Source organism: Verrucomicrobiota bacterium (genome assembly GCA_027622555.1).
Classification (GTDB): Bacteria; Verrucomicrobiota; Verrucomicrobiia; order Opitutales; family UBA2995; genus UBA2995.
Genome location: JAQBYJ010000042.1, coordinates 1 through 14,718, shown reverse-complemented (window position 1 = coordinate 14,718; position 14,718 = coordinate 1). Strand labels below are relative to the sequence as shown.

Here is a 14,718-nt window from a genome sequence, read left to right as displayed (position 1 = left end):
CTCCGTCAGATATTTTCCTAAACCCAAAATAAGCCTTGTCTGTTGGAGAATAATTAAAGGTATTTTGTAATTCTTGGAAAACGATTTAATTCCAAAACTTCTTAGATGAAGCAGCTTTCAGAAATCGAAGAAATCCTAGTTTCGCTCTGGTTAGAATTCCTTCCTTCGAAGGAGGTGACTGCATCCAGCCACTTTTTCGAACTGGGAGGAGATTCTTTGGCTGCAATTAACATGTCTTTGGCCGTTGAACACAAAACAGGTTTCCTTATTCCTGCAGGAACCGTTTACAAAGCACCGGTACTTGCAGATTTTGCAAAACTCATTGCCACATTCGAGAAGGAAGAAAAGCGAGCTATCGTAACTCCGCTTCAAATCAAAGGAAATCAGACGCCTCTATTCGTTTTAGCCCCGGCCATAGGTGGAATATTTCATTACCGCGAATTCAGTAAGCATCTGAAACCAGATCAACCCTGCTATTGCCTCGAACCAAGGGTATCATCAAGCGGCCAACATAATTACAAGTCCGTTGAAGAGATTGCTGAATATAAAATAAAGGCCATCAAGGATATTCAGGCAGAAGGTCCGTACAGACTTTGCGGGTACTCTTTCGGAGGAACCTTTGCCTGGGAAGTTGCCAAACAGCTAAAGGCAACCGGAGACGAAATCGAACTACTTATAGTATATGACACCATTGCAAGAGGCAAAGAATATTACCAACCACGATTCACGGGAAGCCTGTTTAATAGATTAAAGCGACTGGTCATAAGATTCCGGTTTGGACGAAGTACCTATCGCCGGAATAACGCTCGATTAAATCTCACAAACGTAAGCTCGTTGATCGGAGTGAAGATGATTTATCTTTTGAAAAAACTGAATTCTCGTTCTTCCAGGACAGTTCGGGACGACCAGTTGGCTGCGATGGGAATCGAAGATGCAGCGCAAAATAACCTACGGAGGGTTTATGATTATGGAACTTTTGAAGGTGAGCTGATTTTATTGAGAGCAAAAAAACAACTTCTTCTAAGAAGAGAGCTTGATTACGAACTTGGCTGGACCAAGAGAGCCAGCCTTGGTCTTCGAATCATAGAAGTACCCGGAGATCATCTCACGCTTATGTATGGTGAAGATGCCAAAAACGTGGTTGAACACACAAATCAAATCATCGAGGAAATCTGCAATAAGAATACAAATAAAACAACCCATTCCTCATCATCAATAGAACTCCCGTTTCCTGAATCTCAAATTTGCTCGCCAGTAAATCGCTTCAAGGAAGTGGTCAAAACATTCAAAAACGAACAAGCCATCATGAGCAATGGCAGGTTTTATAGTTACAAAGAACTTGATGAATATTCTGATTTTATTGGCACCCATATAACTCAAACCCTGGATGGTGCGGGTCACGGAATCGCCGTGTACCTGAGTAACGGCTACTCCATGTGTGCAACTTTCCTGGCTGTGTTGAAATCCGGAAATTTTTATATTCCACTTGATCCCGACCATCCCACTGAAAGGACAAACGCCATAATTCTCGCGTCAGGTGCCGACCTTGCGATAACCGACGATCGTCTGCTGAAAAAAGCCGAACAGGTTTTTAAGAAATCAAAAGCTCAAACCATTTCGATTGACCAACTAACCGCTCAGATCGACAAAGTGCTTTTACCAACGCACATTGAACCATATTCGGCTGCCGTAATATTGTTTACCTCTGGAACTACCGGCAAACCGAAAGGAGTTCTCCACAATCATCGTAGTATTTCGTATATCGGTTGGCGGCGAGGAAAAGGAATAGATCTAAAAAGCAGCGATCGCTACCTGAGTGTTTACTCGGGAGCCTTTATGGGGTTTTTAAATGGGTTTTATGCTTCGATGCAGTTTGGAAGTTGCTTCTGCTTTTATCAATTAAAACAGCGTGGCATTGATGCTCTTGCATCATGGCTCATTGCCAACAAAATAACTATCTTTCACTCAGTAACCTCGGTGTATCGAAGTTTCATAAATTCTCTGGATGAAGAAACAGTAATTACTTCCATTCGCTCCGTAACTCCAGGAGGAGAACCTTCCCGTCACAGTGACATAGAACAATTCAAAAAACACTTCAAAAAAGGGACCATTTACTACTCTAACCTTGGGTCGTCTGAAACAGGATCTATCTCATTTGATCCCATTGTTCACGAGACGGTGGTACCACAGCAAATTCCCGTAGGCATCCCATTCAAAGAGCTTAACTTAACGATTCAAGATCCTGAGGGTAATCCTTGCCCATACAATGTAGAGGGAGAAATTTGCCTGAACACTTCCAACATTTTTTCAGGCTATTGGGGCGATAAAGATAAAACCGAAGAAGTCTTGAAACGTTTAACAGACAATACGCAATTTTTCAGAAGCGGCGACTACGGCTACTTAATGGAAGATGGCCGCTTGGTAAATCTGGGGAGAAAAGACAATCAGGTAAAAGTAAATGGTTACCGAATGGAAATTCCCGATGTGGAAAGTTCGTTTATGAAGCTGGACCAAATTTCTGAAATTGCGGTGATTGTCCGCGAGGATGAAACGGTTAATAATGCCTTGAGGCTCTATGCATTTTATAAACTACAAGAAGGACATGATCTGACCAGTAAAGAGGAGATTCGGGAAGGATTACTCAAGCACCTCCCTACCGCAATGATTCCAAATTACCTCTACGAAGTAGCGGCTTTGCCAACAAACCCTACCGGTAAAGTAGACCGGAAACTTCTTACTCAAATTCCAATAAACCGCATCCACACTTTGTTAAAATAAAAAGTATTTCAGAGAAAATTCATATGTTGGAGAATCCCTCGAATCCCAGGATGTTTTGAGAAAAATACTACGAGAAATGCTCCCAAATACAGGGCAAGATAAATGGGCTTGGACGACCGCTTAAGCTGGCTAATTCCCATCGCAGTCAGAATCCAACCAAAGCCACTTACTTGGGCCATGGGGTATGTCGTATAAAGAAAAACAAGCATGGATCCATGTCGCCAAAAATCACTAAACCAACGCGTCGGGGCCAAAAAAACAATGGCTACCGCTGTCTCCGATAACAATATCCACCAGGTTAATACCTTGGCCACAAATGGAACCCAGGGGGAGGTTGTAAGGGTTAGCTGGCTTGTTGGATCAGCTCCGAAAATATACATACTCAAAAGATCACGATTCTCTGACAATGTTTCCCCGGAAAGTCCTAAGACAAGGCTTACAGGTGATAGTCGTATGTCGGCCAATAAAGCGTATTCGAAAAAGTAGCCATTCAAGTATTCAATCGACAGCAATTTCCAAAGCACTGCAAAAAAGAAGACCAACCCAAGTAACCATCGTGCTGATTTGGCCAATACATCTTCTGGGAATTGACTAAAAAGACTCAGAATAATCGCCAGACACCAATAAGCAAAAAGGTATAGATGATTGTCCATATGCGACCAATAAGGCCATTGGGATCCAACATACCAACCGGTCAACAATATCCAATAAACAGGTGATCGGGACAAGGGTCTTACGATGATTGCCAATCCGCTAAGGATTAGCAACTGTGGTTCACTGGAACGTTCGATCAAAAAGAATACCAATGTGATACAGATCGCCGCATCAAAAGGACCACCCTGAACATAGGGTCTCACCCAATCGTTGAGTCTATCTAAAAACTTACAAAGGTAACTCGCGTTTAAATTCATAGAAAATGGTCTATTGATTTCCCTCTATCTACCAGCCTGGTCGTTTTCAGAAGAGGCCAACTTTCTGGAACTGAATTGACCTGATCCTTCATAGACCAATCGAAAGGCTTCAAGCCGCGATTTTCCGACAACTCCGGAATGGGCTTCAAATTCTTTTACCAGGTTAGATTGAACAAGAAATTCATCGTAAAAGTTCATCGACCTGTTACTTGGTTCTGGGCTGCTCCCATAGGCATTTACAAGCGCTTGCTCCTGCCGCGATGATGTGCTTTTTAGAGCTTTCGAAATATCTAAATCCTTCGTGTTTAAAAGGACCCATTTCTTGTTATCTTGCCATGCCGCCTCTTCATTCAGTAGGCCGATATTCGGAATACAGATAATATGGATTCTACTGGCTTTCCATTTTGTCAATAAAGCGGGATATTCACCCTGTTCAGTCGGCACCGTCAGTCGAAGAAATCGATTACTATAATGGTCAACTGATGAAAACATTCCAAACGCCCCCCCTTTCCATGGGTTCATTTTGAAATGATGTACTGCGATAGGGTGAATTAAAGCAACTATGACTAAAACCGTTGGTGAAATAATCCACATGCGGGATCTCAATTTCTGCAAAAGCATTTCACCTCTTGATATTTCCGCTACCTGGTTTGAATCCTCAGTGACTGGCTTATTAAACTTCTCCATCGAAATTGCTGTTATCTGACATAATTGTTTATCTGCGCGCAAGTGCGGAAAACCGATAAATCTCACAGTAACAATCGTACTTGAGTCTGGGCAGTAATCCTCTAGAAATGCACGTTCCTGAAATCGTAATCTTCTACCCTTTTTCCCAATGGGAAATAATCATTCTCCTAAAAATACAACGGCTTTCGACTGGCTATCTTCAAAGTTGAATCCGAAACACCCAAAGATCTCACTAGTGACGATGTTGTCAGTGCTGGTTTTTTGGTTAATTTTGGAACTGGGCAGCGTGGCGATAGCCGCAACTGAAGAAGGCCCGATAACATTTGAAAATGATATCCAACCGTTGCTGGAGGAATATTGTTTTCGCTGTCATGGAGAAGAAAAACAAAAGGGAGATGTCCAACTTTCGAGTTTCCATAATAAGCTAATGCTCCTCAAAGAGCACAAGCTCTGGCAGGAGGTAATCCATTTGGTGAAAACGGAAGAAATGCCGGATGAGGAGCCTCTACCGACTACGGAGGAGCGCTCCCTTCTGGTTAATTGGCTGGAACAGACTTTGAATGAAATTGACTGGTCCAAAGTTAAAAACCCAGGCCACATAACCATGCCCCGTTTGACGAAAACGGAATACAACAACACTATGCGCGACCTATTGGGCATTGACATTAAGCCCGGAAACTTTTTCTCCGAGGACGGCGAAGGGCAAAGCGGTTTTACGAATGATCGCGACAACTTATTTATAACCCCTGTTTTGATGGAGAAATATTTTGATGCTGCAGAACGTTCCATCGACGCACTTCTGTCCTTCAAGAAAGAGCCGATTGAGTACCATTATGAATCGGAAGACATGTTCATGACGGAGACCCGGGAAACCCCAAAGCAGTTTGGAAACGACTTCTTAGGTTACGTCATTAACCGCGGTCAAATGACTCTCTATGAGTCGATCGACTTTCCGCATGATGGGTTTTACGAATTTACGGTTCGAGCACTGAGTACAGAGGGTCCGACGGGCACGCGTCTACGTATAAACGATGAAACCAAGGGAGATATCAAAATTTACAGCGAGGATCCTGGAATCTACGAAATCACTACCTTTGTTGCAAAAGGCAGTCATCAGGTCGCCTGGAATATCCAAATACCTGCTGTCCTTTATAAACCAAGACCTCAACCCAAGCAGCCAACTTACAAGGATCTTCCGGTCGACGCAGGTAAGCTGGTTCAACAAGGCGTAGTTGAAAATGCGCCTAAGTACCCTTCAAGCCCGGGTGATTCAGAAGCACTTATCTCATCCATCGCACGTTTCAATGAAGCGATAAGTCTAATGCAGGAGCAATACGAACAACTGCGCTTACTTGGAACCAAAGGAGATCCTGAAGAAATTCTCAAATATAAGGACTACGTCATTCAACGTAGTGAGGTTGTCAAAGATGCTACCGCAGAACTCGCAAGAAAGCTGAACCTGTCTCAAGAGGAATTTGAAGATCGATTCCGTTCCATGAATGCTGAAAAGCTTCATGCTAACGAACAGATTCTTGCTGCCATAGCCGACGTCAAACCGGATAAACAAGCAGTGATACACAAGGCTCAAAGTGTGGCGATTGACTGGGTAAAAATTCGCGGTCCCATCCGCCCCAAGACTGCACCTCCGGAGTCACTGGTTTTTATAGCCACGCCGGGAGAAAAGATGTCCGCTGTCAAAGCAGCCAATACAATCCTGCAACAGTTTACTCAGCGTGCCTTCCGGCGAAAGGTCTCAAAAAAGGAAGTCGCACGCTACACTTCACTCTACGAAAAAGCATCCAATGAAGGCCAATCGTTTGACGAGTCGGTGAAGTTGGCTCTGACAGCTGTTCTTGTATCGCCCCACTTTCTTTATCGTCCCGAGTTGGCACCATCAGAAACAATCAAGGAATATCGCATCGATGACTACCAATTGGCCTCAAGACTTTCCTATTTCCTTTGGATGTCTATGCCCGATGAAGAGCTCTTTCTTTTGGCCAAATCAAATCGCTTGCATAATCCAAAGACGCTTCAGCAGCAAATTGACAGAATGATGCAGGACCCAAGAGCAACTGCGACTATGGGAACATTCCTTGGCCAATGGCTGGGTTTCGAATCACTCGGTGTATCCATAATTCCAGACCCGGGAACCTTTAAAAATTTCGATATCCCTCTTCAAGAGTCAATGAAGGCAGAAACCTTGCTGGTATTTGATACTCTAATAAAAGAAGGAGAAAGTCTGTTGGAGTTGTTGGATTCTGACGAAACCTATCTCAACGATGTGTTGGCAATGCACTACGGAATAAAAGGCGTGGAAGGCAGCCAAATGCGGCCTGTGAAACTCACGGACCGCAATCGCGGAGGCCTGCTTGGCATGGGCAGCATTCTAACTGCCACTTCCAATCCGGTGCGGACCAATCCCGTAAGTCGCGGCAAATGGGTGCTGGAAACCTTGCTCGGGAATCGTATTCCTGAGCCTCCTGCCGACGCTGGCATTCTTCCAGAAAATGCCGGGCAGGTTAAAGGACAAACCTTGCGGGAGGAATTTGAAATGCATCGCCGCGATCCCAGCTGTGTGGATTGCCACGAGAAAATTGATCCCATTGGCTTCGGTCTAGAGAATTTCGACGCTATTGGACGCTACCGAACAAAGGAAAACGGCCAACCAATTGATAGCAGCGGCATCATGCCGGACGGAGTCAGTTTTAACGGTCCCATTGAGCTCAAAGACTACCTTCTTGCAAATAAGCAGGACGAGTTTATCCGCAATATAACTGAGAGAATGTTAGCGTTTGCGCTAGGCAGAGAGTTGAAACACTACGACGAAGCGGCTATCATAAAAATCATTGATGCTTTGGAGAATAACCACTACAATGCGAAGTCATTAATATCAGAAGTGATATTGAGTTATCCCTTTCAGTTTCAACACCCCAATCCCGATCATGAATAACAACTGGCACATCTCACGAAGAACATTTCTTAAAGGCGTAGGCGCCAGTCTCGCCTTACCTTATCTGGACATTATGGGAAGTTCGGCCAAGGCTTCGGCTGCAGTTCCCCCAACCCGATTGGCTTGTATTTTTCAACCAAATGGAGTTTTTCCGGAAGCATGGGATGTCACTGGTATAGGTAGGCAATTTGAATTGTCTCCAATTCTTAAACCCCTCCAGGGACTTAAACGAGAGCTAACCATTTTATCCAACCTCGACAATATAGGTAAGGGTCATGTCCAATTGACTGGAGCCTTTCTAACTGGCACCAAGATCGAGGGTGACAAGAATGCGGTTTCCCTCGACCAAATGGTCGCCCAAGCCATAGGAAGGGATACGCTTTTCCCGTCTATTACTTTAGGAACAGAACCTCCACGCCAGGGAAACGCCGGTCGGAATCCCATTTCATTTGCCAACACCGTTTCATGGAGCTCGGAGACAACACGTGTTTCCCCCGAGATTAATCCCCGTGTAGCGTTCGACCGCCTGTTCAGAAGCAACAACGGACCTGAGGCTAAACTCAAGGCAGCCCGAAGGAAGAGCGTTGTCGATCTGGTTCTGGACGATGCCAAAAGCTTACAGCGCAAGGCGAGTTACCATGATCAACACAAAATCGGTGAATACCTTGATAGCGTTCGCTCTGTGGAAGTCCGAATTGAAAATACCTTGAATCCTCAGGAGCGTTCCTGGCAGCCACTCACCCAACCGGAGATGATTCGTCCCGAGGCAGGCATTCCTCAAGACCGCAGCACGCATTTAAAACTGATGATGGATCTCATGGTGCTCTCCTTTTGGACAGACACGACGCGCGTAGGGGCTTTAATGACCGCGCACGGTTTCAGTCGTCAAAATTTCAGTTTCCTGGATGGCGTAACATCCGATCACCACGGCATGTCTCATCACAAATTTCAGGAACAAGCAGTAAGTGAATACACACGGGTAAGCCGCTGGTATATTGAACAGCTTGCCTATATGCTGGAACGAATGAGTAATATCGACGAAGGCAATGGAAGTTTGCTGGACAACTCAACCGTACTTTATGGCTCCAGCATGAAAGATGGCAACGGTCACAAAAAAGAGAACGTACCTATCATTTTGGCCGGTCGAGCAGGTGGTTCATTGAAACCGGGAGGTCACGTGGTCTGCGTTGAACATACTCCACTGGCAAACCTGCACCTGACACTTCTCCAAAAGTACGGCGTTGAAAACGACAACTTCAATAACGCCAGCACAGGTACAATCGCACAGTTGAGTTAGATCCGAGGTAAATACATCAAGCCAAGATCGGCTTGACGACATTACCATGGACATCGGTCAGGCGATAATGGCGGCCCTGGAATTTGTAGGTCAGCTTTTTGTGATCAACTCCCAGCTGATGTAAAATCGTGGCATGAAGGTCGTGCACACTGACTGGATCGGAAGTGATGTTGTAACTAAAATCATCGGTCTCACCGTAACTGATACCTGGCTTCACTCCCCCTCCGGCCAAAAACATACTGAAACAACGTGGGTGGTGATCACGACCATATTCCTTGGGTGAAAGCTCACCCTGGCAATAAACGGTACGCCCAAATTCTCCGCCCCAAACGATCAGCGTATCGTCCAACATGCCCCTTTGTTTTAAATCCGAAATAAGTCCGGCCGTTGCCTGATCGGTGTCTTGGCACTGCCTTGATTCAACCCTGGGTAGATTTCCGTGAGCATCCCATGCCCGGTGAAATAATTGAACAAATCGCACTCCACGTTCCGCCAAGCGGCGTGCTAACAGACAATTATTTGCATAAGTTCCAGGTTTTTTGGCATCCTCGCCATAGAGTTTGAACGTGCTGTCAGGCTCACTTGTAACATCAGTTAATTCCGGAACAGACGTCTGCATACGGAAGGCCATTTCGTATTGAGAAATACGGGTCTCAATCTCGGGATCCCCATAATCATCGAACTTCATCTGGTTCATGGCAGCGATATGATCGAGCGTTTTTCGCCTAATCTCACTGCTCATACCGTCAGGATTATTTAAATACAAAACCGGATCTTTTCCTCCCGCAAATTTTACTCCTTGATGTTTGGATGGCAGGAAGCCTGCACCCCACAAACGATCGTAAAGCGGTTGCCCCCCACCCGCGGTTCCATTGGACGTCATCGCAACAAAGGCTGGAAGATTTTCGTTTGCACTACCCAAACCGTAAGATAACCAAGCACCGATACTGGGTCGACCTGCGATTTGAAAACCTGTTTGGAAAAAAGTAATAGCCGGATCGTGGTTGATCGCCTCGGTATGCATGGATTTAATAATACATAGATCATCCACCACTTTCGAGAGGTGAGGCATCAGTTCCGTATTCATCCAAGTTCCATTCTTTCCGACACGCTCAAAATCATAGACGGACCTCGCGACAGGAAACGAAGATTGCCCCGCAGTCATACCTGTTAGTCTTTGCCCATTAAAAACCGAAGCAGGAACTTCCTGTCCATGAAGCTTATTCAAGTTGGGTTTGTAATCAAACAACTCGAGCTGTGAAGGTCCTCCTGATTGAAAGAGATAAATGACGCGTTTGGCCTTGGGAGCAAAATGTGGAATCCCGGGAAGACCATTGCCATCCGCAGGTGCTGCCAGTAACTTATCGTTCAACAAAGAGGCCAGAGCCATACCACCCAACCCCTTGGCCGCTGTTCCAAGGAAAAAGCGACGGGTCATCGTTAAGGGATTACAGGAAAGCTGTGAATAGCTATGACACTCCTCCCCGCAGGAGATTCGAGTTTCATTGGTATGGTTTAGGTTATCCATGATTTACTCCTTCGTTACGACTTCATCCAAATTCAGCAACATGTTAGCAAAAGTTGTCGCTGCGGCAAGCTCAGTAGAATTTAAATTTTCAGCATGTTTGGACTCTCCCACAGAAATCAATTTCTTGGCAGCCTCAGGATCATCTGCATAGAGCACACGATAATCGCGATAGGCAGATTCCAATAGAGATTGCTCCTGTTCCTGGGGATAGCGGCCAGCCACGCTCCTAAAGGCAAACTCAACTCTATCTCGAATGGATCTTCCCCCTTCCAGTAAAATGCGTTGTCCAAAATTGCGCGCCGATTCGACATACGCTTTTTCATTCAATAGGGTTAAAGCTTGTAGCGGTGTATTGGTTCGATCGAGAGACACCATACAGGATTCACGATCAGCCGCATTCATCACCGCCATAGATGGAGGAGGAAGGGTTCGTTTCCAGATGGTGTATAAGCTACGCCGGAAGAGATCCTCCCCCTTCGATTGCTCGTACGTCATATTACTCAATTCTTCCCAAAACTTATCTGGTTGGTAGGGGCTTACAGATGGTCCTCCGAGTTTTTCCACAAGTAAGCCACTTACAGCCAAGGCCTGGTCTCGAGATGCATGAGCAGACAAACGCTGGCGAGTCCCACGGGCAAGTAAAACGTTCTCCGGATCCTTTTCCAACAGTTGACGATTAACCCGTGAAGACTGTCTGTAGGTAGCGCTTGTCACGATTAACTTTTGCATCGCTTTCACATCCCAGTTCAGACGAACAAATTCATCGGCTAACCAATCCAACAACTCGGGATGGCTGGGTCGGTCCCCTTGAATTCCAAAGTCTTCGGCGGATTTTACCAGACCGCGGCCGAAATACTTAAGCCAGTATCGATTCACAGTGACTCTACCAGTCAATGGATGCTCTCCGTTCACCAACCACTGCGCCAAACCCAAACGGTTTTCCTCGAAGATTTCGTCGGAAGTTACAAGAACCGTCGGCAGCTTACGTTCCACTTTCTCTCCAAGATCATGATAAACACCCCGTCTTCGCACATGCGTTTCCATGGGAGATTCGAGCTCCTCCATGACCATGGTTGTTGGTAAGCTGTCATAAAACTTCAATCGATCCAAACGCGCATCGAACAGAGAATCCACCAAAGCCTGGTGAACTTCGGTTGCATCGTTATCAAGGTAGTAGCTCTGAAGCTTTGCCGTCGCTTCATTCGAACGATGTTTCGGTTTGATGCCTGCTAGCTCCTTTACCGATTGCGGAACAGCCAAGATCGCCACCTCATCTTCCCATAGTGTTCGGTCGTAAATACGGATTTCGTCCACGAGGCCCATGTAGTTATTCCCAACAACACCACCTCCCACACGGAATTTCGCATTCTTCGCAAACACTTGTTTGTTACTGTTTGTGTTGTGTAATTCCCGAGTCGAAACTGAAACTCCATCCAGGAATATTTTCATACCTTTACCGGCACGGTAAGAGCCATCATTGGTGACTGTGACATGCCTCCATTCCCCCGGAATAAGTTCCTCAAGCGTCTCAACCGCCCCCACCCCGGCGACCCACCTGGTCATACAATAAAACTGTAAATGCCCGTCCTTTAATTCAACTGTAATCCCAGGCCTCGTAGTGTTCGTTTCCTGACGGGAAATAATAACCGAATCACTCACCGAATCGGGCTTTATCCAAAACGAAATACTCCAACGATTCTCAGTCACAAACATGGGATCACTTTCCACGACAAAAAGACTACCGCCATCAAAACTTGCCGCCGTACCGAAAACTCCACTACTCAACCAAGGCTGTCCATCAAGCACACTCACACCTGGGTCGTTGCCATTAAAGGAATAATAGCGGATTAATCCTTTATTCAAAAATTTTCTCTCAGATGCCTGCTCGACACCAGAAGATTCCCACGCGCTTTGGGCCAACTCAATTTCCGGAAAACTGGATTCTAGTGCGGTTCTCGCGTCGACAATACGCTTATCCTTTTTAGATAACGCTTTGGACTGCTCTTTCGTTGGTGCTGTAATCCACGGCTCGGAGTTGCTAAACTTAACCGCCCTTCCCGATTCAGTTATACTATTAAAATAAGAAATGAGTTGATAATACTCTTTGGTGGAAAATGGATCGTATTTGTGATCATGACAACGGGCACAGCCCAGGGTTAGGCCCATCCATACGGTTGAAGTGGTGTCCACGCGATCTACCGCGTTTTCCAAACGAAATTCCTCCAGAACCAGACCGGATTCGGAATTATACCGATGATTGCGATTAAACCCGGTGGCAATCAACTGATCCTCTGTGGGATCGGGCAACAAGTCGCCAGCCAATTGTTCGATGGTAAACTGATTGAAAGGCATGTTTTGATTGTAGGCATCGATCACCCAATCGCGCCACCGCCACATTTCCCGAGGACCATCATTTTGATAACCATCCGTATCAGCATAACGGGCCGCATCCAGCCAAGGCAGAGCCATCGCCTCTCCATACCGCGGAGAATCCAGTAAACGATCTACCAAACGCTCGTAGGCGTCATGCTTGGTATCTGTCAAAAAAGCATCCACCTCACCAGGCGTTGGCGGAAGACCTGTAATGTCCAACGTAAGACGACGAATTAAGGTAGTCTTATCGGTTTCAGGTGAGGGTGACAAACCGCCTTCCTCCAACTTGGCCAATATGAAATAGTCTATTTCGTTTTGCGGCCATTTTGAATAGTTTACCTTGGGAAGATCTGGACGTTTAACCGCTTCGAAAGACCAATGCTTTTTCCACTCAGCTCCTTCCTCAATCCATTGCTCGATCAGTTGCTTTTCCCTTTCGGTTAATGATAATCCGGAATCAGGAGGTGGCATAAGATCGTCTTCATCCTCTGCATTGATATGCCAAATCATTTCACTCTCGTCGGGTTTCCCCGGAACAATCGGATAAAAACCTCCTCCGAGATCCCCAAATGCGCCTTCCTTTATATCCAAACGCAGGTCTGCTTCCCGAGTATTTTCATCAGGACCATGACATTTAAAACAATTGTCGGATAAAACGGGCAAAATGTCCTGATTAAAATCGACTTCAGCAAATACAACTGGCGAAACAACAGAGGATATCAGGGTATATAGAAGAAATGTTCGAAAATTATTCAAAAGGTAACTCATTCGATTAGGGCGCTCTCAAAGAATACCCAGGTGAAATTTGGTGAAAAGTAGGAATAAATCCATATTCATCTATAACTCAAACTTAATCAAGCGCCCCTACACTAAAGAGGAATTGTTTTAATTACTCCTCTTCTGCATCCATCTGCCTGACATATCGTAATACCGCCCATGACCAAACGACGGTCGCAATCAACCAGCTGATCGCAGCGTACACGTGATGCGAAACTCGGATGGCTGGGATCAAATCAGCAACGATTCGAGTCGTCATGGCTAATAGAACTATTCCAAGAATGATTCGGAGCGAGGTTCGTTTACCTAGAGTCAAGTGCAAGTTTCCACTGTGACCCCAGGTTACCCGTGTAGCTATGGCCAGAATGAGCATACCGTAGCCGCTTATAAAAATTACATGTTTCATCGCTACTTGGAATACATCTGTTACACCCGAGACAAATATCCCCAGAAGAAGGAAGGCAACAGCCATTCTTAGCATAAGAGATAACGAGCCTGTGCTAGATCCCCGCTGAAACACAGAAACCTGAGAATGTAGATATAACGTCACAATCAAGGAGCGAATCATAGGCGCAAGTGTAGAAACCCCTGCTGCTTGGGTGATATAGGTACCAAATAAAAGCAGCCCAATAATGAAACCGAAACAAGCTCGTGCGTTCCAACTCAACGCGGACTCTTTAACTGCCTCGTCGGAAAAGAAGCGCGGAAAGAGAAACCCACCAATTCCAACAATGGGTCCAAGAATAAACGCTTCATTCAGAAACAGAGCTCCGAGCTTAAATTGGAATTCAGACAGCACATAAAACCGTCCCAGAAGAAGAATTAAAGTACCTGCCACACCAGCCAAAAGACCAAGTCCGGCAAGAGTAAAACCAGGTGGCGGGAGATCTTTTCTGAAAAACACAAACCTCACCACCAAAGCAGTCATCATCGTAAACCAACAAAGCAGAAAGAAAATATCTCCCAATGCAATCTGGTCGAAGGCATGCGCAAAGACACATCCCAGATACGCAAGTAGAAGCACACCAAGTTCTGCGGAGGTCAGTGACGGGCTCTCGATCATTTTAGGAAACGCCGTTCCTAAAAACCCCAACGCAAATCCACCCACAAATCCTTGTATCATCATTCGCGCATGGGCTTCACCCGGGTAATAGTCCAACCATCCCCCGTAAACCAAAGGCCAAAGTGCCACCGCAACGATGCTAGCAAGAATTCCCGCCGGAAAAAATATTCGAAACGGCTCCTCTCGAAGAAGCCTAAACATGCGTCCGGACCTTGGAGAGCAAATCACAGGGACTGGAAGTCAGAGCCCGTGGATGGGATACTTTACTAAAATAATCGGTAGTAGACCTCATAGTTTCAAAAAATCTAGATGTGATGAAGAACAAGGCGCAGTTTGCAAGCAAGCGCGGGAGCG

Annotated in this window: 9 protein-coding genes; 4 read left to right on the top strand and 5 right to left on the bottom strand. The window is 45.7% G+C overall.

Going from position 1 to position 14,718, the window contains the following annotated elements; translation table 11 throughout:
• The first annotated feature begins 105 nt into the window (after nucleotides 1–105).
• Nucleotides 106–2,778, top strand: a complete 2,673-nt coding sequence (locus O3C43_12405; GenBank protein ID MDA1067294.1) for an AMP-binding protein — start codon at nucleotides 106–108, stop codon at nucleotides 2,776–2,778.
• A gap of 8 nt (nucleotides 2,779–2,786) precedes the next feature.
• On the opposite strand, the gene O3C43_12400 is transcribed toward O3C43_12405, so the two are convergent.
• The gene (locus O3C43_12400) at nucleotides 2,787–3,689 is read right to left on the bottom strand and encodes a hypothetical protein (protein MDA1067293.1); all 903 of its coding nucleotides are present in this window, start codon (nucleotides 3,687–3,689) and stop codon (nucleotides 2,787–2,789) included.
• Between the two features lie 24 nt (nucleotides 3,690–3,713).
• Complete coding sequence (locus O3C43_12395; protein ID MDA1067292.1) at nucleotides 3,714–4,181, bottom strand: hypothetical protein; 468 nt, start codon at nucleotides 4,179–4,181, stop codon at nucleotides 3,714–3,716.
• 70 nt (nucleotides 4,182–4,251) lie between these two features.
• Here O3C43_12395 and O3C43_12390 point away from each other — a divergent pair, with 70 nt between their 5' ends.
• The 3 genes from O3C43_12390 to O3C43_12380 all read left to right on the top strand — a co-directional run bounded on the left by O3C43_12390 (nucleotide 4,252) and on the right by O3C43_12380 (nucleotide 8,623).
• Entirely contained in the window at nucleotides 4,252–4,395 is a 144-nt protein-coding gene (locus tag O3C43_12390; protein ID MDA1067291.1) for a hypothetical protein, read from the top strand.
• A gap of 129 nt (nucleotides 4,396–4,524) precedes the next feature.
• Nucleotides 4,525–7,326, top strand: a complete 2,802-nt coding sequence (locus O3C43_12385; protein MDA1067290.1) for a DUF1592 domain-containing protein — start codon at nucleotides 4,525–4,527, stop codon at nucleotides 7,324–7,326.
• On the top strand, nucleotides 7,319–8,623 hold the full coding sequence (locus O3C43_12380) for a DUF1552 domain-containing protein (protein MDA1067289.1): 1,305 nt from the start codon (nucleotides 7,319–7,321) through the stop codon (nucleotides 8,621–8,623). The genes O3C43_12385 and O3C43_12380 overlap by 8 nt, the downstream gene beginning before the upstream one ends.
• A gap of 16 nt (nucleotides 8,624–8,639) precedes the next feature.
• Here the strand turns inward: O3C43_12380 and O3C43_12375 are convergent, their stop codons facing one another.
• The 3 genes from O3C43_12375 to O3C43_12365 all read right to left on the bottom strand — a co-directional run bounded on the left by O3C43_12375 (nucleotide 8,640) and on the right by O3C43_12365 (nucleotide 14,565).
• Nucleotides 8,640–10,061 (bottom strand): DUF1501 domain-containing protein, encoded by a 1,422-nt coding sequence (locus O3C43_12375; protein ID MDA1067288.1) that lies wholly within the window; start codon nucleotides 10,059–10,061, stop codon nucleotides 8,640–8,642.
• A gap of 93 nt (nucleotides 10,062–10,154) precedes the next feature.
• Nucleotides 10,155–13,280, bottom strand: coding sequence for a DUF1553 domain-containing protein (locus tag O3C43_12370; GenBank protein MDA1067287.1), 3,126 nt, complete (start codon nucleotides 13,278–13,280; stop codon nucleotides 10,155–10,157).
• Nucleotides 13,281–13,413: 133 nt separating this feature from the next.
• Nucleotides 13,414–14,565 carry an NnrS family protein gene (locus O3C43_12365; protein ID MDA1067286.1) on the bottom strand — a complete coding sequence of 384 codons (1,152 nt, stop codon included), beginning with the start codon at nucleotides 14,563–14,565 and terminating at the stop codon, nucleotides 13,414–13,416.
• Nucleotides 14,566–14,718: the final 153 nt, after the last annotated feature.

Excerpts from the sequence above, each read along its gene's own strand:
- O3C43_12385 (MDA1067290.1), top strand. The coding sequence starts at position 4,525 with ATGGGAAATAATCATTCTCCTAAAAATACAACGGCTTTCGACTGGCTA.
- O3C43_12375 (MDA1067288.1), bottom strand. The coding sequence starts at position 10,061 with ATGACCCGTCGCTTTTTCCTTGGAACAGCGGCCAAGGGGTTGGGTGGT.
- O3C43_12395 (MDA1067292.1), bottom strand. The coding sequence starts at position 4,181 with ATGTTTTCATCAGTTGACCATTATAGTAATCGATTTCTTCGACTGACG.
- O3C43_12400 (MDA1067293.1), bottom strand. The coding sequence starts at position 3,689 with ATGAATTTAAACGCGAGTTACCTTTGTAAGTTTTTAGATAGACTCAAC.
- O3C43_12365 (MDA1067286.1), bottom strand. The coding sequence starts at position 14,565 with ATGTTTAGGCTTCTTCGAGAGGAGCCGTTTCGAATATTTTTTCCGGCG.
- O3C43_12405 (MDA1067294.1), top strand. The coding sequence starts at position 106 with ATGAAGCAGCTTTCAGAAATCGAAGAAATCCTAGTTTCGCTCTGGTTA.
- O3C43_12380 (MDA1067289.1), top strand. The coding sequence starts at position 7,319 with ATGAATAACAACTGGCACATCTCACGAAGAACATTTCTTAAAGGCGTA.
- O3C43_12390 (MDA1067291.1), top strand. The coding sequence starts at position 4,252 with ATGACTAAAACCGTTGGTGAAATAATCCACATGCGGGATCTCAATTTC.